The organism is Nocardia lijiangensis NBRC 108240 (assembly GCF_001613045.1).
Lineage (GTDB): Bacteria > Actinomycetota > Actinomycetes > Mycobacteriales > Mycobacteriaceae > Nocardia > Nocardia lijiangensis.
Genome location: NZ_BDBP01000015.1, coordinates 1 through 19,595, shown reverse-complemented (window position 1 = coordinate 19,595; position 19,595 = coordinate 1). Strand labels below are relative to the sequence as shown.

At 70.1% G+C, this 19,595-nt stretch carries 17 protein-coding genes and 1 pseudogene; 13 read left to right on the top strand and 5 right to left on the bottom strand.

Annotation, left to right across the window (positions count from 1 at the left end; all coding sequences use genetic code 11):
* The first annotated feature begins 24 nt into the window (after positions 1–24).
* Complete coding sequence (locus NL1_RS05870) at positions 25–999, top strand: COX15/CtaA family protein (RefSeq protein ID WP_067835142.1); 975 nt, start codon at positions 25–27, stop codon at positions 997–999.
* A gap of 46 nt (positions 1,000–1,045) precedes the next feature.
* Here the strand turns inward: NL1_RS05870 and NL1_RS05865 are convergent, their stop codons facing one another.
* The gene (locus NL1_RS05865; protein ID WP_156094679.1) at positions 1,046–1,795 is read right to left on the bottom strand and encodes a hypothetical protein; all 750 of its coding nucleotides are present in this window, start codon (positions 1,793–1,795) and stop codon (positions 1,046–1,048) included.
* Positions 1,796–1,964: 169 nt separating this feature from the next.
* Between NL1_RS05865 and NL1_RS05860 the strand changes: the two genes are divergently transcribed.
* Complete coding sequence (locus NL1_RS05860) at positions 1,965–2,852, top strand: universal stress protein (protein WP_067835138.1); 888 nt, start codon at positions 1,965–1,967, stop codon at positions 2,850–2,852.
* A 20-nt stretch (positions 2,853–2,872) separates the two neighbouring features.
* On the opposite strand, the gene NL1_RS05855 is transcribed toward NL1_RS05860, so the two are convergent.
* A complete protein-coding gene (locus tag NL1_RS05855; RefSeq protein WP_067835136.1) occupies positions 2,873–3,226 on the bottom strand; it encodes a hypothetical protein in 354 nt (117 codons plus the stop codon).
* Between the two features lie 62 nt (positions 3,227–3,288).
* Here NL1_RS05855 and NL1_RS05850 point away from each other — a divergent pair, with 62 nt between their 5' ends.
* Entirely contained in the window at positions 3,289–4,254 is a 966-nt protein-coding gene (locus NL1_RS05850; protein WP_067835134.1) for a quinone oxidoreductase family protein, read from the top strand.
* 94 nt (positions 4,255–4,348) lie between these two features.
* Here the strand turns inward: NL1_RS05850 and NL1_RS05845 are convergent, their stop codons facing one another.
* Positions 4,349–4,948, bottom strand: a complete 600-nt coding sequence (locus tag NL1_RS05845; RefSeq protein WP_307622006.1) for a TetR/AcrR family transcriptional regulator — start codon at positions 4,946–4,948, stop codon at positions 4,349–4,351.
* An 87-nt stretch (positions 4,949–5,035) separates the two neighbouring features.
* On the opposite strand from NL1_RS05845, the gene NL1_RS05840 reads away from it, so the two are divergent.
* Positions 5,036–6,460 (top strand): FAD-dependent monooxygenase, encoded by a 1,425-nt coding sequence (locus NL1_RS05840; RefSeq protein ID WP_218024368.1) that lies wholly within the window; start codon positions 5,036–5,038, stop codon positions 6,458–6,460.
* A gap of 63 nt (positions 6,461–6,523) precedes the next feature.
* Here NL1_RS05840 and NL1_RS05835 read toward each other — a convergent pair whose 3' ends face one another.
* Complete coding sequence (locus NL1_RS05835; protein WP_067835303.1) at positions 6,524–7,516, bottom strand: heme o synthase; 993 nt, start codon at positions 7,514–7,516, stop codon at positions 6,524–6,526.
* 410 nt (positions 7,517–7,926) lie between these two features.
* On the opposite strand from NL1_RS05835, the gene tkt reads away from it, so the two are divergent.
* From tkt to NL1_RS05800, 7 genes are all read left to right on the top strand, one after another.
* Entirely contained in the window at positions 7,927–10,068 is a 2,142-nt protein-coding gene (gene tkt / locus NL1_RS05830) for a transketolase (protein ID WP_067835130.1), read from the top strand.
* A gap of 6 nt (positions 10,069–10,074) precedes the next feature.
* A complete protein-coding gene (gene tal, locus NL1_RS05825; RefSeq protein ID WP_067835128.1) occupies positions 10,075–11,211 on the top strand; it encodes a transaldolase in 1,137 nt (378 codons plus the stop codon).
* A gap of 4 nt (positions 11,212–11,215) precedes the next feature.
* Positions 11,216–12,784, top strand: a complete 1,569-nt coding sequence (zwf, locus tag NL1_RS05820) for a glucose-6-phosphate dehydrogenase (RefSeq protein ID WP_067835126.1) — start codon at positions 11,216–11,218, stop codon at positions 12,782–12,784.
* Positions 12,781–13,689, top strand: a complete 909-nt coding sequence (opcA, locus tag NL1_RS05815) for a glucose-6-phosphate dehydrogenase assembly protein OpcA (RefSeq protein WP_067835300.1) — start codon at positions 12,781–12,783, stop codon at positions 13,687–13,689. The genes zwf and opcA overlap by 4 nt, the downstream gene beginning before the upstream one ends.
* Entirely contained in the window at positions 13,682–14,470 is a 789-nt protein-coding gene (pgl, locus tag NL1_RS05810) for a 6-phosphogluconolactonase (protein WP_084510329.1), read from the top strand. The genes opcA and pgl overlap by 8 nt, the downstream gene beginning before the upstream one ends.
* Before the next feature lie 166 nt (positions 14,471–14,636).
* Complete coding sequence (locus NL1_RS05805) at positions 14,637–16,901, top strand: thiamine pyrophosphate-dependent enzyme (protein WP_067835125.1); 2,265 nt, start codon at positions 14,637–14,639, stop codon at positions 16,899–16,901.
* Positions 16,902–16,991: 90 nt separating this feature from the next.
* The gene (locus tag NL1_RS05800) at positions 16,992–17,471 is read left to right on the top strand and encodes an SRPBCC family protein (protein WP_067835123.1); all 480 of its coding nucleotides are present in this window, start codon (positions 16,992–16,994) and stop codon (positions 17,469–17,471) included.
* Between the two features lie 206 nt (positions 17,472–17,677).
* Here NL1_RS05800 and NL1_RS05795 read toward each other — a convergent pair whose 3' ends face one another.
* Entirely contained in the window at positions 17,678–18,229 is a 552-nt protein-coding gene (locus tag NL1_RS05795; protein ID WP_156094678.1) for a hypothetical protein, read from the bottom strand.
* A 224-nt stretch (positions 18,230–18,453) separates the two neighbouring features.
* On the opposite strand from NL1_RS05795, the gene NL1_RS05790 reads away from it, so the two are divergent.
* A complete protein-coding gene (locus tag NL1_RS05790) occupies positions 18,454–19,275 on the top strand; it encodes a bestrophin-like domain (protein WP_067835119.1) in 822 nt (273 codons plus the stop codon).
* Between the two features lie 67 nt (positions 19,276–19,342).
* A pseudogene (locus NL1_RS05785) lies at positions 19,343–19,595 on the top strand (hypothetical protein); the annotation flags it as partial.

The window sequence follows — 19,595 nt, the reverse complement described above, 5'->3', positions numbered from 1 at the left end:
ATCGCCGGTCGCTACCATCGTTGCGTGCTGTATCGCGCATTCTTGCGACTCGTCGACAAGCTCCCGCTTCCCTCGCTGCGGGTGCAGCGGCTGATCGCCCTCGCGGTCATCCTCACCCAGGCGGGCATCGCGGTGACCGGCTCGGTCGTCCGGGTCACCGCCTCGGGCCTCGGCTGCCCGACCTGGCCGCAGTGCTTCCCCGGCAGCTTCACCCCGATCGGCGTGTCCGAGGTGGCGGTGTTGCACCAGGCCGTCGAGTTCGGCAACCGGATGCTGACCTTCGTGGTCTCCCTGTTCGCCGGACTGATCGTGCTCGCGGTGACGCGGGCGCGGCGCAGGAACGACGTGCTGCTGTACGCCTGGCTGATGCCGGGCGGCACCGTGGTGCAGGCGATCATCGGCGGCATCACCGTCCGCACCGGCCTGCTGTGGTGGACCGTGGCGGTGCACCTGCTGGCCTCGATGCTGATGGTGTGGCTGGCCACGGTGCTCTACGCCAAGATCTGCGAGCCGGACGACGGCGTCGAGACCGTCCAAGCGCCCGCGCCGCTGCGCTGGCTGACCGGATTGAGCGGCGTCGCGCTGGCCGGCGTGCTGATCGCGGGCACCCTGGTCACCGCCGCCGGACCGCACGCGGGCGACAAGAGCATCGAACGACCGGTCGCGCGGTTGCAGATCGAGATCGTGACGCTGGTGCACCTGCATTCGCAGCTGCTGGTGGGTTACCTGGCGCTGCTGGTCGGCCTCGGTTTCGGGCTCTACGCCGTCGGCGTCTCGCGCGCGGTACGTATCCGACTGTTCGTGCTGCTCGGCGTGGTGTGCTCGCAGGCGCTGGTCGGCGTGGTCCAGTACTTCACCGACGTTCCCGCCGCGCTGGTCGTCACCCACGTGGGCGGCGCCACCGCGTGCATCGCGGCGACGGCCGCCCTGTGGGCCGCGCTGCGGACCCGCGAACCGGTGCCCGCCGTCGCGCCCGATCCGGTGGTCCGGTCCGCCTGAGTTCGCGCGCGGGTTCCGCGGCGGCGCCGCGCGCGAACGGCGTGCGTCAGACCACCGACGGTCGCGTCAGACTCGACCAGAGTGGGTCGCCCTGGGCTGCAAGCCTATTCGCGATCTCGGTGCGCGCGTCGGTCACACCGCTGGTACCGGAGACGCAGAACGCGGTCTCGGCGATCGTGAGCAGCTTGATGTTGACCATGCGGATCGGCGACAGCGGGCCGGTGAGGGTGTTCGGGAACCCCTCGCCGGTCAGGCCGAGCAGTACGGTCACCAGCCCGTCGTCGTCGACGTAGCTCCCCTCCGCTTCCGCGGGAAAGTCCAGTCCCGGAAGCGAAATCGACAGCGTCCCATAGTGTTCCAGGTTCCTGGTGAAACGGAATCCGTGCTGCGATGCCGTCTGCGCGACGGCCGTCACCGCCTGCCCGAGCCACGACCCCATCACCTCGGCGAAGGGCGCGTCCGCCGGGATGCCGGTGGCGGCCGCGTAGACCTCGACCTCGATGCCGTTGGTCGGCTCCGCATCGGACCAGGTGGTGGGAAACGACAGGCCCAGGCTGGTCACCACCAGCCCGTACTGCCTGCGCACCACCCGGTAGCTGGGGTGATCGATGCTGGGCGGCTCCGGCTCGTTGACGCCCATGTTCGCCCAGATCTCGGCCGGAAAGAATCTCGATTGGTAGCGCGGGGCCGACACTTCCGGATCGAGTCGCCCCCACGCGGTCCAGACATCGTCGTGCAGCGCCCACATCTGGGCCTCGTACCGCTCACTGATGTCCAGTTCGTCCATGTCACTCACGACGCGAAACTACCGATGCACCGAGACGAGGGGCAAAAACCGCGCCGCGTGCCTCGAGCGGCGATTCGGCGCGGGCTGCCACGATGGAAAGAGAAGAGTGGAGACAGACGGAGCCGAGACAACGACTGCCGGGAAAGACACAGCGTCGAGACCATCGGAGGGCAACGAGATGACCAGGTTCGCCAATGAGCAGTCCATCGTTGTCGGCGTCGACGGCAGCCCCGCCGCGCTGGCCGCCGCGCGCTGGGCGGGTGCTGTCGCCGCGCGCGAGGGCGTGCGGCTGGTCGTCCTCAGCATCGTGCCGACCATCGACTATCGGATCACGGCCGCGATCGTCGCCGACGCGGACATCCTGCCGACGCTGCGTTTCGTGGCGAAGAAGCACGTCGGCGCCGCGATAGACGCGGTGCGCGCCGACCAGCCCGACCTGGAGATCACCCAGACGGTGGTGGAAGGTGTGCCGGGCAACGAACTCGTCGAAGCAAGCGAGACCGCGCTGCTGCTGGTGGTGGCCGCCACCGCCGACGACCGGATCACCACCCTGCTGATCGGTTCGACGGCGCTGCGGGTCGCGAACAAAGCGCAGTGCCCCGTGGTGGTGTGGCGCGGCGACGTCGACAATCCGCTGCCCGACGACCGCCCGATCCTGGTCGGCGTCGACGGTAGTCCCGCCAGCAACGTCGCGGTCGGTCGCGCATTCGACATGGCCGCACGGCTCGGCGTGCGCGTCATCGCGCTACACGCTTGGAACGATCCCGATCTGCTGCAGTGGACGCCGGTGCCCGATGCGTGGGAAGTCTTGGCGCAGCAGGAGCGAGAGTTGTTGAGCGAGCGGCTCGCCGGATGGTCGAGCCAGTTCCCGGACCTCCAAGTCGAGAAGCTGGTACTGCAGAGCCCGGCGACGCGCGCGCTGCTCGACCACGGCGCGGACGCTCAGATGATCGTCACGGGCAGCCATGGCCGCAACCGGTTCACCGGCCTGCTGCTGGGTTCGACGAGCCAGAATCTGCTGCACCACGCGCCGTGCCCGGTGCTGGTGGCCCGCGCCGAGTCCTGAGGCCGGGCGGGCCGGGAGGATCACTTCTCGTTGCGCGCCTTGGGGAAGCGAGTCTGACGCGCCACCCAGCCCGCCATCTGCGCCCAGTGGCTCTTGCGCGGAGTGACGATGGAGGTGAGCTCGCGCTCCCACTCGTCGGCCTCGGTCAGGGTGTCGATCACCTCAACCAGCCGCTTGGCGGTCGGCAGGTCGTCGACCACGCGGTCGCCGAGGATGCCGTCCGCGCCGACCAGGGTGACGCGCACGCCGATGCGGCCGATCGGCTGCAGAACGGCGGTGGCCGTACCGCCGTGCTCGGCGATGAATCCCTTCACCGAGTCCACGAGGGAACTCGACACCTTCACGGGGGCCGGGGCGGCGGTCTCAACGCTCATGGAGGCGAGTTTACCGACCGGTAGGACGCCGTCCAGACCCGGCGGGTGTAGAACTGAATCTCATGCGCGCCATTCAGGTTTCCGAGCACGGCGGTCCCGAGGTCCTGCGGTACACCGAGGTGGAAGAGCCGGGCATCGGACCGGATCAGCTGCTGGTGACCACCGAGGCGATCGGCATCAACTACATCGATACCTACATCCGGACCGGAACGTACCCGCAGCCGGTGCCCTACGTGCCCGGATCCGAGGGCACCGGCGTGGTCGCCGAGGTCGGCTCCGGTGTCACCGGCTTCGCGGTGGGCGATCGGGTCGCGTGGGCGGCCGCGCCGGGTAGCTACGCCGAGCAGGTCGCGGTCCCCGCGGCGGTCGCGATCCCGGTGCCGGACGGCGTCGACCCGCCGGTCGCCGCCTCGGCGCTGCTGCAGGGCATGACGGCGCACTATCTGATCGAGTCGATCTACCGGCCGGAACCGGGCGAGACGGTGCTCGTGCACGCGGGTGCGGGCGGTGTCGGCCTGATCCTGACCCAGCTCGCCGCGGCGCGTGGCGTGCGCGTCATCACGACGGTGTCCTCCGACGAGAAGGAAGCGCTCTCCCGCGAGGCGGGCGCGGCCGAGGTGCTTCGCTACCGCGACGACCTCGCCGACCAGGTCCGCAAGCTGACCGACGGCGTCGGCGTGGCCGCGGTCTACGACGGCGTCGGCAAGTCCACCTTCGACGCCAGCCTCGCCTCGTTGCGCGTCCGCGGCACGCTGGCCCTGTTCGGCGCGGCGAGCGGCCCGGTCCCGCCCTTCGACCCGCAGCGCCTCAATGCGGGCGGTTCGCTGGTCCTGACCCGGCCGTCGCTGGTTCACTTCACCCGCGACCGCGCCGAATTGCTCTGGCGCGCGGGCGATATCCTCGCCGCCCTGGCGAATGGGACGCTGCGCATTCGCGTCGGCGCCACCTACCCGCTCGCGGAAGCCGAACGCGCACACCGCGATCTGGAGGGACGCAAGACCACCGGCTCGATCGTCCTGCTGCCCTGAGCCCTCCCCGCGGGGTGTCCTCCGGCCCGTTGGCGGCACCCCGCTCGGTGTTCCCCGGCAGCAGCCTGTGCCTCTTCGGCCCGCGGACCGACCGTCAGTAGTCGCGGCCGGTGAGCCCGCGATAGATGAAGCGGGTCAGCCCGTCCACGGCCTGATCGTCGTCCAGGTCGACGGTGCCGTCCTCGACAGCGCTCAGCAGCGACTGGGTGAGCAGGAACATCATGGCGAGGCTGGCGTCGGCCGTGCTGGGCAGCCGTAGTCCCGCCGCGGCGAAACCGTCGACGTGGTCGGCGATGTCGGCGCGCTGATCCCTCGCGAATTGCCCCACGCGACGGGCGAATTCGGCGTTGACCAACGCCGCTTGATCGACCGCTCGCAGCACCGCGACGTGCTCGCGCGCGAAATGCCAGTAGCCCTCGACGTGGTATCTGACCGCGTCGGGATTGCTGAAATCCGGTTCGTGGCCTTCCCCTTCGGCGCGGACGTCACCCGCGTCGGCCATATCGCGCAGCAGCGCCGTGAGCAGCTCCTCTTTGCTCGCGAAGTGGTTGTAGAAGGAGCCCGCCGCGCGTCCGGCCGCCGCGGTGATGTCGGTGATCTTGGTGTTCAGATAGCCGCGCTCGGCGAAAACGCGCAGTGCGGCGTCCTTCAACGCCTGCTCCGTCTCGGCCGACCTCTCCTTGCGGTTCGTCACCACCCGCGCCACCTCCTTGACAGCACAACGTATCAACTTCGATACTGAATCGAAGTTCAGTGAATCAATATTCAGTTCGGAGACATCGTGCAGGTACTCATCGCAGGCGCCGGACCCACCGGCCTCACCCTCGCCATCGACCTGGCCCGCCGGGGCGTGCCGGTACGCCTCGTCGACCGGGCTCCCGAGTTCTTCGCCGGGTCACGCGGCGACGGAATCCAGCCGCGCACGCTCGAGGTGTTCGACGACCTCGGCGTGCTCGACACGGTGCTCGCGGCGGGCGCGCCCACGCCGGTGCTGCGCGCCTACCTGGGCGGCGAGTTCGTCGGAGAACGCCGGATGGCCGAACCGGTCGCGCCGACGCCCGCGGTCCCCTGCCCCAACCTGTGGACGCTCGGGCAGTCCCGGACCGAGGCGATCCTGCGCGACCGGCTGGCCGAGTTCGGGGTGCGGGTGGAGACGCGCACCGCGCTGGTGTCGTTCGAGCAGGACGACTCCGGCGTCACCGCGATCCTCGACCGCGACGGCGTGCGGGAGACCGTGCGGGCGGCGTACCTGGTCGGCGCGGACGGCGGGCGCAGCACGGTGCGCAAGACGCTGGGCATCCCGTTCGAGGGCAGCACCGACGACTCGATGCGCATGCTGCTCGGCGACGTCCGCGCCGACGCCCTCGACCACACGTACGGCTACTGGTTCGCCGCCGGTGCCGATCGGCCAATGGAGGGCATCGCCCTCACACCGCTGCCCGGCGGCAAGCACTTTCAGGTCGCCGCGCCGCTGACCCAAGACGCCGAGCCGAGCCTCGGCCTCCTGCAGGACTACGTCGATCGCCACAGTGGCCGCACCGACATCGCGCTCACCGACCTGGCCTGGGTCACTGTCTGGCGGCCGAATATCCGGCTGGCCCGCCGCTTTCGCGACGGCCGGGTCTTCCTCGCGGGCGACGCCGCGCACGCGCACCCGCCCACCGGAGGTCAGGGCATGAACACCGGTATCCAGGACGCCTACAACCTCGGCTGGAAGCTCGCGGCGGCGCTGGACGGCGACGACACCCTGCTCGACAGCTACGAATCCGAGCGGCGGGCGGTCGCGGCGCGGGTGCTCGGTCTCAGCACCGAGCTGCTGGACAAGCTGGTCGAGGGCGACGAGGACGCGATGGTGCGCGGCGAGGACACCCGCCAGCTGGACATCAGCTACCGCGCGCCCGGTGACCACGGGCCGCTCGCGGTCGGCGATCGCGCGCCGGACGCGCCGGTGAAAGACGCCGATGGACGCGCGGTCCGGCTGTTCGACCTGTTCCGCGGTCCGCACGCGACCCTGCTCTGCTTCGGCGCGACCGGTCCGCTGCCCACCGAACCGGGCGCGCGGAGCTACGCCGTGCTCCGACCCGGCGCGACGACCACCGAGCCACACGTCGTGGATGTGGACGGGCACGCCTTCGCCGCCTATGCCGCTGCCGTGGGCGAGCGCGTCCTCGTCCGCCCGGACGGATACCTCGGCCGCCGCGACTGATCGGCGGGCGAGACGACGAAGGCCGGCGCACCCGCGGTGCGCCGGCCTTCGTGAATCCGTGGATTACCCGAAGAAGCTTCCGACGGTGTCCCAGCCGAGGACCGAGTCCACCGCCAGACCGCAGAACACCACCGCCAGGTAGTTGTTCGACTGCAGGAACAGCCGCAGCGGCTTCACCGATTCGCCGCGGCGCACACCCGCGTACAGCTGATGGGCCATCAGCAGGAACCAGGCGCCCGCCACCAGCGCCACCGCGGCGTAGAGCACGCCGGTCGCGGGCACCAGGGCCAGTGTGGTGAGCACGGTGAGCCAGGTGTAGACGACGATCTGCTTGGTCACCGTGCGCTCGGTCGCGACGACCGGCAGCATCGGCACGCCCGCCGCGCGGTAGTCCTCCTTGTAGCGCATGGCCAGCGCCCAGGTGTGCGGCGGCGTCCAGAAGAAGATGACGCCGAACAGCGCGACCGCGGGCCAGCCGATGCCGCCGGTGACCGCCGACCAGCCGACCAGCGCGGGCATGCAGCCCGCCGCGCCGCCCCAGACCACGTTCTGCGAGGTGCGCCGCTTCAGGCCGAGGGTGTAGACGAAGACGTAGAACAGGATGGTCGCGACGACGAGCACACCGCTCAGCAGGTTCGCCTGCCACCACAGCCACGCGAAGGACCCGATGCCGAGCGCGACGCCGAAGACGAACGCGTTGCGTGTCGGCACCGCCTCGCGCGCCAGCGGGCGCTTGGCGGTGCGCTTCATCACCTTGTCGATATCCGCGTCGGCCACGCAGTTGAGCGTGTTGGCGCTCGCGGCGCCCATCCAGCCGCCGAACAGGGTGGCCAGGATCAGCGGCATGTCCACGTCGCTGCCGCGGTCGGCGAGCAGCATGGTCGGAATGGTGGCGACGAGCAGCAACTCGATGACGCGCGGCTTGGTCAGCGCGATGTAGGCGAGCACCCGTCGCATCAGCCGGGACGGCAGGCCAGGACCAGTGAAACGGTCGGCAAGCACCGTCGCGGAGGAGCCGTGTGCGCCATTGCCACCCGGCTGTTGCCCAATCCGCACTGTCTCTCCTCGCACGCTGTGCATCGCATCCGGCAATGGAACGAGCAGCTCGCTCATTCCGCGGTCACGGATGCGCGAGAGCCGGACGTCCGTCCGCCTCGGCGCCCCTACAGCCGAATGCGGCGCGGCTACTACTACAAAGGATGGTAGACCCCCGCCGACATCGGTCCGCCGCTAGCCCCGCCCAGCGCGAGCCCGCCGAGCGCCGTTCGAGGCCCACGGAGACGCGCGTCACCCGCCACGGACTTCGTCCGGCGGCACCCATTGGGCGGGTTCCCGGCGTGCCGCTCAGCGGGCACATCTAGGGTGGTTGGATACACAACCGGTATGCATGCCACAGCTGCCGTGCGTTCCCACCGCCGTTAGCAAACACCGCCGTCGACGAGACCAATGTCAGGAGAACCTCGGTCGTGTCAGTCACAGACGACATCCGCGCCCTCACTCAGCCGAACTACCCGGACGACTGGACGGATCTGGACACCAAGGCCGTCGACACCGTTCGTGTCCTAGCCGCCGACGCGGTGCAGAACACGGGGAACGGCCACCCGGGCACCGCGATGAGCCTTGCCCCGCTCGCGTACACGCTGTACCAGCGTGTGCTGCGTCACGACCCGAGCGACCCCAGCTGGGTCGGCCGGGACCGTTTCGTGCTGTCGTGCGGCCATTCCAGCCTCACCCAGTACATCCAGCTCTACCTGACCGGGTTCGGTCTGGAACTGGACGACCTGAAGCACCTGCGCAAGTGGGGCTCGCTCACCCCGGGCCACCCGGAGTTCAGGCACACCGACGGCGTCGAGATCACCACCGGCCCGCTGGGCCAGGGTCTGGCCTCCGCGGTCGGCATGGCGATGGCCGCGCGCCGCGAGCGCGGCCTGTTCGACCCGGCCGCCGCGCCGGGCACCAGCCCCTTCGACCACTTCGTCTACGTGGTGGCCTCCGACGGCGACCTCGAGGAGGGCGTCACCTCCGAGGCGTCCTCGCTCGCGGGCACCCAGCAGCTGGGCAACCTGGTCGTGATCTACGACGACAACCGGATCTCCATCGAAGACGACACCACCATCGCCTTCACCGAGGACGTCGCCGCGCGCTACGAGGCCTACGGCTGGCACGTGCAGACCGTGCAGGGCGGCGAGGACGTGGTCGCGCTCGAGGCCGCCATCGACGCCGCCAAGGCCGAGACCGGCAAGCCCTCGATCATCGTGCTGCGCACCGTGATCGGCTACCCGGCCCCGAACAAGATGAACACCGGCGCCTCGCACGGCGCGGCGCTCGGCGCCGACGAGGTGGCCGCCACCAAGAAGATCCTCGGCTTCGATCCCGAGCAGAGCTTCCAGGTCGACGACGCCGTCATCGCGCACACCCGCAAGGCCGTCGAGCGCGGCAAGGCGGCGCACGCGGCGTGGCAGCAGGAGTTCGACGCGTGGGCCGCGGCCAACCCGGAGAACAAGGCGCTGTTCGACCGCCTCGCCGAGCGCAGGCTGCCGGAGGGCTGGACCGCGGGCCTGCCGGTGCACGAGCCCGACCCCAAGGGCATGGCCACCCGTAAGGCGTCCGGCAAGGTGCTGGCCGCGCTGACCGACGTGCTTCCGGAGCTGTGGGGCGGTTCGGCCGACCTCGCCGAGTCCAACAACACCACGATGCCCGGCCAGCCCAGCTTCGGTCCCGAGTCGATCTCGACCGGCATGTGGAAGGCCAACCCGTACGGCCGCACCCTGCACTTCGGTGTGCGCGAGCACGCCATGGGCTCGATCCTCAACGGCATCGCGCTGCACGGCCCGACCCGCCCGTACGGCGGCACCTTCCTGGTGTTCAGCGACTACATGCGCCCCGCGGTCCGCCTCGCCGCGCTGATGCGGGTGCCCGCGATCTACGTGTGGACCCACGACTCCATCGGCCTCGGCGAGGACGGCCCGACGCACCAGCCGATCGAGCACCTGGCCGCGCTGCGCGCGATCCCGGGCCTGAACGTGGTCCGTCCCGGTGACGCCAACGAGACCACCTACGCCTGGCGCACCATCCTCGAGCGTGAGTCGGCCGAGAACGCCTCGCACTTCTCGGTCTCCGAGATGCCGCACCAGGACGGCCCTTCCGCACTGGCGCTGACCCGCCAGGATCTGCCGATCCTCGAGGGCACCGGCTACGAGGGCGTCGCCAAGGGCGGCTACATCCTGGCCGAGGCGTCCACCGGCACCCCGCAGGTGATCCTGATCGCTACCGGTTCGGAGCTGCACCTCGCTGTGGCCGCGCGCACTACGCTGGAGGCGCAAGGCGTCGGCACCCGCGTGGTCTCGATGCCGTGTGTGGAGTGGTTCGACGCGCAGGACAAGGCTTACCGGGACGAGGTGCTTCCGCCCGCGGTCCGCGCGCGCGTCGTCGTCGAGGCCGGTATCGCGATGCCGTGGCACCGGTTCGCCGGTGACGCGGGCGAGATCGTGTCCATCGAGCATTTCGGCGCCTCGGCCGATTACAAGACCCTGTTCCGCGAGTTCGGCATCACCGAAGACGCGGTCGTTTCCGCCGCGCAGCGCACGCTGGACAACGTGAAGGGATAACACCTCATGACACAGAACGAAAACCTCGCCGCGCTCTCCGCGGCGGGCGTCTCGGTGTGGCTCGACGACCTCTCGCGGGACCGGATCCAGTCCGGCAACCTGGCCGAGCTGGTCGCGACCCGCAGCGTCGTCGGCGTCACCACCAACCCGACCATCTTCCAGGGCGCGCTCAGCCAGGGGCACTCCTACGACGCGCAGGTGAAAGCGCTTGCCGCGCAAGGCGCTGACGCCGACGCGGCGATCCGCACCATCACCACCGACGATGTGCGCGCGGCCTGCGACGTGCTGGCCGGGGTGTACGAGTCCTCCGGCGGCGTGGACGGCCGGGTCTCCATCGAGGTCGACCCGCGCCTGGCCTTCGACGCCGAGAAGACCGTCGCGCAGGCCATCGACCTGTGGAAGACGGTGGACCGCCCCAACCTGTTCATCAAGATCCCCGCGACCGAGGCGGGCCTGCCCGCCATCACCGCGGTGATCGGCGAGGGCATCAGCGTCAACGTCACCCTGATCTTCTCGGTGGCGCGCTACCGCTCGGTGATGGGCGCCTACCTGGACGGTCTGCGCAAGGCCAAGGGCGCGGGCTACGACCTGGCCAAGATCCATTCCGTCGCCTCGTTCTTCGTGTCCCGGGTGGACACCGAGATCGATAAGCGGCTCGAGGCGATCGGCACCGACGAGGCGCTGGCGCTGCGCGGCAAGGCCGGTGTGGCCAATGCGCGCCTGGCCTACGCGGAATACCAGGACGTGTTCGACGGCGGTAAGCACACCTCCACCTATGCGCACCTGGCCTCGAGCGGCGCGAACCGGCAGCGGCCGCTGTGGGCGTCGACCGGCGTGAAGAACCCGGAGTACTCCGACACCCTCTACGTCACCGAGCTGGTCGCGCCGAACACCGTGAACACGCTGCCGGAGAAGACCCTCGAGGCGGTCGCCGACCACGGCGAGGTCCGCGGCGACACCATCCGCGGTACCGCGGCGGAGGCCAAGGAGGTCTTCGACAAGCTCGCGGCGGCAGGCATCGATCTGGCCGACGTGTTCGACGTACTGGAGCGCGAGGGCGTCGACAAGTTCGAGAAGTCTTGGGAGGAGCTGCTTTCCGCCACCGCCGAGGAGTTGGGCGCAGCGTCGACCGGAAGCAACTGATTCCATGGCAGGCTCGGCTTCGAAAACGTCGACTGTCTGGAAGAACCCACTCCGCGACGAGCGGGACAAGCGGGTGCCGCGGATCGCGGGACCGTGCAGCATGGTGATCTTCGGTGTCACCGGCGACCTGTCCCGCAAGAAGCTGATGCCCGCCATCTACGACCTGGCGAACCGGGGGCTGCTGCCCCCGGGTTTCGCGCTGGTCGGTTTCGCGCGGCGCGATTACGCGGACGAGGACTTCGCGCAGGTCGTGCTCGACGCGGTGAAGGCGCACTCGCGCACCCCCTTTCGCCAAGAGGTCTGGGACCACTTGGCCGAGGGGATCCGCTTCGTGCAGGGCACCTTCGACGACGACACCGCCTTCGCCAGGCTCGCCGACACGCTCGCCCGGCTGGACAAGGAGCGCGGCACCGGCGGCAATCACGCCTTCTACCTCTCGATTCCGCCGGACATGTTCCCGGTGGTGCTCGATCAGCTCTCCGAGCACAAGCTGGCGCAGCCGTCCATCACCGACGTCGCCGGGCGTAAGCCGTGGCGGCGGGTGGTGATCGAGAAGCCGTTCGGGCACGACCTGGACAGCGCCGTCGAGCTCAACGCGCTGGTCAACCGGGTGTTCCCGGAGGAGACGGTGTTCCGCATCGATCACTACCTCGGCAAGGAGACGGTGCAGAACATCCTGGCGCTGCGCTTCGCCAACCAGCTGTTCGATCCGATCTGGAACGCCAACTACGTCGACCACGTCCAGATCACCATGGCCGAGGACATCGGCCTCGGCGGGCGCGCGGGCTACTACGACGGCATCGGCGCGGCCCGCGACGTCATCCAGAACCACTTGCTGCAACTGCTCGCGCTCACCGCCATGGAGGAGCCGATCAGCTTCGAGCCCAAGCAATTGCAGACCGAGAAGATCAAGGTGCTCTCCGCCACCAAGCTGGTGGAGCCGCTGGAGGAGACCACCGCGCGCGGGCAGTACGCGGAGGGCTGGCAGGGCGGCGAGCACGTCGTCGGCCTGCTCGACGAGGAGGGCTTCGACCCGCAGTCGAAGACCGAGACCTACGCGGCGATCACCCTCGAGGTCGACACCCGGCGCTGGGCCGGTGTGCCGTTCTACCTGCGCACCGGAAAACGCTTGGGCCGCAGGGTGACCGAGATCGCGGTGATCTTCAAACGGGCGCCGCACCTGCCCTTCGACCAGACCATGACCGAGGAACTCGGCCAGAACGCGCTGGTGATCCGGGTGCAGCCGGACGAGGGCATCACCATGCGCTTCGGCTCGAAAGTGCCGGGTTCTGGCATGGAAGTGCGCGACGTCAACATGGATTTCAGCTACGGCGAGGCGTTCACCGAGTCCTCCCCCGAGGCCTACGAACGCCTGATCCTCGACGTGCTGCTCGGGGTGCCGTCGCTGTTCCCGGTGAACGCGGAGGTCGAATTGTCCTGGCGCATACTAGATCCCGTGCTCGAGCAGTGGGCTGCGGACGGAACCCCCGATCCGTACCCCGCGGGCACCTGGGGCCCGGCCTCGGCCGACGAGATGCTGGAACGCACGGGCCGGGAATGGCGGCGCCCATGATCATCGACATGCCGGGCACCACGACCGGCGCGGTCACCAAGCGCCTGGTGCAGCTGCGCGAGAGCAATGGCGTCATCACCATGGGGCGGGTGCTCACCCTGGTGGTGTGCACGCTGGACAGCTCCGAGGCCGAGGACGCCATCGACGCGGCCAACGACGCCAGCCGCGAACATCCCTGTCGCGTGGTGGTTCTCGCGCGCGGCGACCGCGAAGCCGAGACCAAGCTCGACGCCCAGATCCGCGTCGGCGGCGACGCGGGCGCGGCCGAGGTGATCGTGCTGCGCCTGCAGGGCGAGCTGGTGAGCCACGAGAGCAGCGTGGTCATTCCGTTCCTGCTGCCCGACACCCCGGTGGTGGCGTGGTGGCCGCGCGGCGCGCCGGAATTCCCGTCCAAGGATTCGGTGGGGCGGCTGGCGACCCGGCGCATCACCGACGCCACCTTCGCGGCGGACCCGCAGGCGACGATCAAGAAGCGCCGCGGCTCCTACGCGCCCGGCGACACCGACCTGGCGTGGAGCCGGATCACCTACTGGCGAGCGCTGCTGGCCGCCTCGCTGGACGAACCGCCCTTCGAGCCGGTCGAGTCGGTGACCGTGTCGGGCCTGCGCGACGAGCCCGCGCTGGACATGCTGGCCGGCTGGCTGGCCGCCCGCCTCGGCTGCCCGGTGCGCAGGCGTTCGGGCGCGCTGCGGGTGGAGGTGAACCGGCCGTCGATGTCGGTCGCCCTCGAGCGCCCGCAGACCGGGCGCACCGCGACGCTCACCCGCACCGGCGATCCGGATCAGCGAATCGCCCTGGCGCGGCGGGAAACTCGCGACTGCCTCGCCGAGGAACTGCGTCGGCTCGACGCCGACGACATCTATGTCGAAGCCCTCGCCGGAATCGAGAAGGTGACCTATGAGTGAGACCCCCGCTCAGCAGTACGCCGCACAGGGGCGGCCCGCCGACAGCGATCTCCCCGCCGACAGCGTCGAGGTGCACCCCGATGCCGACGCGCTCGCCGCCGCGGCGGCCGCCCGCTTCGTGCAGGTGGTGGTGGCGGCGCAGGCCGAGCGCGGCGCCGCGTCGGTGGTGCTGACCGGCGGCGGCACCGGCATCGCGATGCTCGAGCAGGTGCGCAAGGCGCCCGGCGACATCGACTGGTCGCGGCTCGACATCTTCTGGGGCGACGAGCGTTTCGTCCCGGCGGGCGATCCGGAGCGCAACGAACTGCAGGCAAGGCAGGCGCTGCTCGACCACGTGCCGGTCGACCACGCCAGGGTGCACCCGGTGGCCGCCTCCGACGGCGAATACCCCGATCCGGTCGAGGCCGCGGCCGAGTATTCGACGGCGGTGCACGCCCACCTCGCCGAGCACGGCGCGTTCGACCTGCATCTGCTCGGCATGGGCGGCGAGGGTCACGTCAACTCGCTGTTCCCGGACACCGACGCGGTGCGCGAAGAGCACGAACTCGTTGTCGCCGTGACGAATTCGCCCAAGCCGCCGCCGGTTCGCGTCACGCTGACGCTGCCCGCGGTGCGCCGCGCGCGCCATGTGATGCTGATCGTCGCCGGGGCGGGCAAGGCGGAAGCGGTCGCCGCGGCCGTCGGTGGGGCCGAGCCGGTCGACATCCCCGCGGCGGGCGCGGCCGGGCTGGAATCCACCACGTGGTTGCTGGATCGAGAGGCCGCGGGCGCCTTGCGCTGAATGCATCCAGCGCCCCGCGCTCAATGAGTCCAGCGCACAGCGGTCTCGATACGGGAGATTCCATGCCGCACTTGGTCATCGATGTTTTCTCCGGTGGCTCGTCAGGCCATCGGCGAGTTCGCGCGGCCCGCGCCGGTCGGCCGGGTGCCTGGCGCGCGGACCGGCGATGAGCGGGACGGCGCCGGAATCCGGCGCGAATCCGGGGCAGACGTTGGACGAGCGGTTTCGCGCCGAGATCGGCGCGCTCACCGCGCGGCAAGCCCGCGACGAGAACCTCGGTCCCGGCATGTCCCGAGCCACCCTGTTCGAGGTCTTCGACGCGCAGACCACCAGCAGGCAGCTCGATCTGGCGGCGCGCAGGCTCGGCGTTGCCAAGCGCGGGTACTACAGCATCGGCTCGTCCGGTCACGAAGGGAACGTGGCACTCTCGGTCGCGACGCGGGTCACCGATCCCGCACTGCTGCACTATCGTTCGGGTGCCTTCTTCGTGCACCGCGCGCGGCGGGTGCCCGGGCTCGATCCGATCCGCGACGTGCTGCTCGGCGTCGTCGCCGCGGCGGTCGACCCGATCTCCGGCGGCAGGCACAAGGTCTTCGGCAGCAAACCGGCGCACGTGATCCCGCAGACCTCCACCATCGCCTCGCATCTGCCGCGCGCGGTCGGCCTGGCGTTCGCGATCGAACGGGCGGCGCGGCTCGGCGTCGCCTCGGAGTGGCCGCGGGATTCGGTGGTGCTGTGCACTTTCGGCGACGCCTCGGCCAACCACTCGACGGCGGCGGGCGCCATCAATGCCGCCGTGCACACGGCGCACCAAGGGGTTCCGGTGCCGGTCCTGTTCGTCTGCGAGGACAACGGCATCGGCATCAGCGTGCCCACCCCGCCGGACTGGATCGAGCACGCTTACGGAACCCGGCCCGGGCTGGCGTATTTCACCGCCGACGGCTGCGATCCGATCGACGCGCTGACCGTCTCCGAACGCGCCGCGCGCTGGGTGCGCGAGCACCGTGTGCCCGCGTTTCTGCGGCTGCGCACGGTGCGGCTGCTCGGGCACGCGGGTTCCGATATGGAAGCCGCGTACCGCAGGCCCGCCGATATCGCGGCCGATCTGGAGCGCGACCCGGTGATCGCGACGGCCCGGCTGCTCGTCGAGCGGGGGCTGGCGAGTCCCGGCGAGGTCATCGAGCTCTACGACGAGATCGGGCACCGGGTCTCGGCCATGGCCGAATTGGTTTGGCGGGAACCGAAATTGACATCCGCCGCAGCCGTCACCGCGCCCCTGGCGTCCGCGCGACCCGAGGCCGTACGCGCGGACGTGTTGCGGGACATGGCACCCGCCGCGGCGCCGCCGTCGCGCTCCGCCGTGCGGCTCACGGGCCCGGACCGGCGCACGAGGCCGCCGGGGACCGGCGCACCCGAGGGCGAGCCCGGGATGACCGTCGCGCAGGCGATCAACCACACCTTGGCCGCCCTGCTCGCGCGCGACCCCGACGTGCTGCTGTTCGGCGAGGACGTGGGGCGCAAAGGCGGCGTGTACGGCGTCACCAAGGGATTGCAGAAGCGCTTCGGCGCACGCCGCGTCTTCGACACGCTGCTCGACGAACAGAGCGTGCTCGGCACCGCCCTCGGCGCCGGACTCGCCGGTTTCGTCCCGATTCCGGAGATCCAGTACCTCGCCTACCTGCACAACGCGGCCGACCAGATCCGCGGGGAGGCGGCCACCCTCCCGTTCTTCTCGCACGGCCGCTACCGCAATCCGATGGTGGTGCGGATCGCGGGCCTGGCCTATCAGAAGGGGTTCGGCGGGCACTTCCACAACGACAATTCCGTTGCGGCGCTGCGTGATATCCCCGGACTGGTGATCGCGGCGCCTGCCCGCGCCGACGACGCGGCCGCGCTGCTGCGCACCTGCGTCTCGGCGGCGCGGGTGGACGGACGGGTCTGCGTCTTCCTCGAACCCATCGCGCTCTATCACACCAAAGATCTGCACCCGGGCGACAACGCGTGGCTCGCGCCCGGCACCGCCGGGGAGCACGTGGAGATCGGCCGCGCCCGCGTCTACGGCGACGGCGGCGACCTCACGATCGTCAGCTTCGCCAACGGCGTTCCGATGAGCCTGCGGGTCGCCGACCGGCTCGCGGCTCGCGGTGTCCGCGCCCGCGTGCTCGACCTGCGCTGGCTGAGTCCGCTGCCGGTCGCCGATCTGCTCACGCACGCCCGCGCCACCGGCCGCGTGCTGATCGCCGACGAAACCCGGCACAGCGGCGGCGTTTCCGAATCGGTGTGCGCCGCGCTGATCGACGCCGGTTTCCCGGGTCGCGTCGCGCGGGTCACCAGCGTGGACAGCTTCGTCCCGCTCGGGCCCGCCGCCACGGCGGTGCTGCTGGACGAAACCGGCATCGAGAAGGCCGCCGCGGAACTGCTCGCCGATTAGCGCACCGATCCGCGTGTTAGCGGTTCGGTGGGCCGCCGCGCGAAATACCCTGGATCAAGCAATGGTGACCAGCGGCGAAAGGGCAGGACGATGACCACGATGTCCATCCTGGGCGAGGTGCGACCCGAGCGCGATGCGGAGCCGGGCGACAATCGCGTGCTGCTGCACTACCTGCGGTCCTACCGTCAGCCGGTGCTGGACGTCTGGTCGGCGTGCACGTCCCGCAGCCAGCTGGAACGCTGGCTGGGCGCCATGTCGGGCGGCAGCGGCAACTTCACGATCGAGCCCGCGGACGGCCCGGTGTCCGGCCCGATCGCGGTCCGCGTCGACCACTGCGTGGCGCCGCACGAACTAGTCGTCCACGTCGACGGCTGCATCCTCGAGCTGCACCTTGCCCAGGTCGGCGTCGTCACCAATCTCGAGCTCGTCCGCCGCCACCTCTGCCACACCGACGCGAGCGCCGTCGGCCCGCGCTGGCAGTACCTGCTGGACCGGCTCACCGCCTACCTGGAATTCCGCCCGCTTCCCCGCTGGGCCGACTACCCGGAGCTGGCGGCGGAGTACCGCTGAGACGCGGACAACGGCCGCGCGCCGGGGTGCGTCGGCGCGGCAGGCTAGGCCCTGTGTCGAAGTCCGGCCGGATGCATCCGTGGCTCAGATCGTCGCCTGGCAAGGCGGAGGAGGAGCCGATACCGGGGTTGTATCGGTGACGACGACAACGCGGCCAGGCGGCGATCTGGGCCGCGGAGGCGCCGGATGGGACTTCGACACAGGGCCTAGATCCAGTACCGGAACCAGACGCCGTCGTGGGGACGGAACTTGTACTCGTACTCGCCCTGCGATTCCGGCGCGCCGTTGGGCATGTACGCGTAGCCACCCAGGCCGAGCAGACCTTGCGTCTCGAACAGACAACCGCCTCGGTACTGCTCGACGCTCGTAATGGTGTACACACCGTGGCGTGCGTCGGCATCGGACACCACACAGTCGGCCGCGGCCCGGTCGAGGCTGCCTTTCGACAGCCGCCACCCGAGATCTTCGGGCAGCCCCGTCCAGACCAGCGCCACCGTGCCGATCACCAGCAGCGGCGCCAGCAAGCTCAACCTGCCGTTGTCACAGGCGATCAACCCGACCACTCCGCAGATCAGCCACGACAATCCGGCCAGGAGCAACACCAGTAGCAAGTATACGGTGTGGTCCCCGTCGCCTTGGACGGTGTTCTGAAAGATCAGGCCGAGACAGCTGAGGCCCGCGAGGCCCGCGGTGCCGAGCACCCAGACGACCCACCATCGTGGCGCCCCACGCCGCCACTCCACTCCCCTGAATCTCATGCGGCCACAGTACCTATCGCCCGATGCGTCACCGACCGATCAGCACTCCGGCTCCACCGCCCCGAGTCCGGTGGGAGCCACGCGACTCACCGAATGCGCGACACGCCAAGGGATCTCATCCATCGCGGGCACCGCCCCGAATACCTGACGATCGCTGCTGTCCTGAATCACGCCACCCGCCGGGGTGTCACCTCGGCGGCTCAGCCGCGGAAGGCGGTGCCGATATGGCCTTGGAGTTCCTCGTTCCGGTTGCGGTGGCGGCACTGGCGCTGACGGTGTTCGTGGTGGGTGATCGCCTACGCCCGGAGTCGTGGCGGCAGACCAGCGACGAGGCGTCGGGGACCCTGGTTCTGGACCTCATCAAGACGTTCTTCACGGCGGTCGTCGCCTTCGTGGTGGTGATCTGCTGGCAGCAGTACCAGAATGCGCACAATCACACCGTCGCGGAATCGAAAGCGCTGGTGGACACCTACTCGGCCGCGCAGCAGCTGCCCGGCTCCGACCGGCAGATCATCCAGGAATCGGTGCGCGCGTATACCGAACAGGTCGTCTCCGGGGAGTGGGCGGTGATGGACGCCGAGCGACGGCTCAGTCCGCTCACCCAGGACACCTTCGACACGCTGCGCGCCACCGTCGCCGCGCTGCCCTCGGACGACGCGGCGATCGGCGATCCGCGCGCCGAGGCGCTGGCCGCGCTCGACGGGGTCGCCCAAGCCAGGCACGACCGGGCCGTGGACGCCGGACGCGGGGTGCCCGGATTCCTCTATATGGCACTGTGTTTCGGCACCGCACTGCTGCTCTTCAGCCCCGTGCTGTCCGGCCTTCGGGTGACCAAACGCAGCGTCGCGATGACCGCGCTGCTCGGGGTGGTGGTCGGCGCGGCCGTGCTCGCCATCCACAATCTGGACCGTCCGTTCTCCGGCGGGAACCTTGTCCCGAGGGACGCCTACGAGTACGCGCAGACCCGTTTCGAGCAGATCGGCGAACACGCGCCGAATTCCGTGCCCGCCACCGCGATCGGCATCGGCGATGTTCCGCACCGGTAGACCGGACCGCCCCGGGAAGGGGCCGGGCCCACTCCGATCGAGTGCAGGTGGCGCGAGGAAACGCTGTGTGACAGTCGGTTTCGCCGCGGCGATCCAGGTGACGGCAGCCTTGCTGACCTGTTCGCCACTCGCGGCCGCCGACCCGGCTCCACCGCTCTTCCCACCGGGCCTCATCAGCGGGAGCGCGGGCGGACCGCCGATCGACACCGGAAGCGCCTCCGCCGCAATGCCTTTGGATCTCGCGCCGCGCTACTCGCCGGTTCTCTCCTCGCAGACCGCCCGCCACACCCCGGTTCACGAGCCCGAGACCGTCCCGGGCG

What these genes read in the sequence shown, in the direction of transcription:
- NL1_RS05805 (WP_067835125.1), top strand. Translation starts at nt 14,637, where the DNA reads ATGAGCGGGACGGCGCCGGAATCCGGCGCGAATCCGGGGCAGACGTTG.
- pgl (WP_084510329.1), top strand. Translation starts at nt 13,682, where the DNA reads ATGAGTGAGACCCCCGCTCAGCAGTACGCCGCACAGGGGCGGCCCGCC.
- NL1_RS05855 (WP_067835136.1), bottom strand. Translation starts at nt 3,226, where the DNA reads ATGAGCGTTGAGACCGCCGCCCCGGCCCCCGTGAAGGTGTCGAGTTCC.
- zwf (WP_067835126.1), top strand. Translation starts at nt 11,216, where the DNA reads ATGGCAGGCTCGGCTTCGAAAACGTCGACTGTCTGGAAGAACCCACTC.
- opcA (WP_067835300.1), top strand. Translation starts at nt 12,781, where the DNA reads ATGATCATCGACATGCCGGGCACCACGACCGGCGCGGTCACCAAGCGC.
- NL1_RS05790 (WP_067835119.1), top strand. Translation starts at nt 18,454, where the DNA reads ATGGCCTTGGAGTTCCTCGTTCCGGTTGCGGTGGCGGCACTGGCGCTG.
- tal (WP_067835128.1), top strand. Translation starts at nt 10,075, where the DNA reads ATGACACAGAACGAAAACCTCGCCGCGCTCTCCGCGGCGGGCGTCTCG.
- NL1_RS05850 (WP_067835134.1), top strand. Translation starts at nt 3,289, where the DNA reads ATGCGCGCCATTCAGGTTTCCGAGCACGGCGGTCCCGAGGTCCTGCGG.
- NL1_RS05860 (WP_067835138.1), top strand. Translation starts at nt 1,965, where the DNA reads ATGACCAGGTTCGCCAATGAGCAGTCCATCGTTGTCGGCGTCGACGGC.
- NL1_RS05795 (WP_156094678.1), bottom strand. Translation starts at nt 18,229, where the DNA reads ATGAGATTCAGGGGAGTGGAGTGGCGGCGTGGGGCGCCACGATGGTGG.
- NL1_RS05800 (WP_067835123.1), top strand. Translation starts at nt 16,992, where the DNA reads ATGACCACGATGTCCATCCTGGGCGAGGTGCGACCCGAGCGCGATGCG.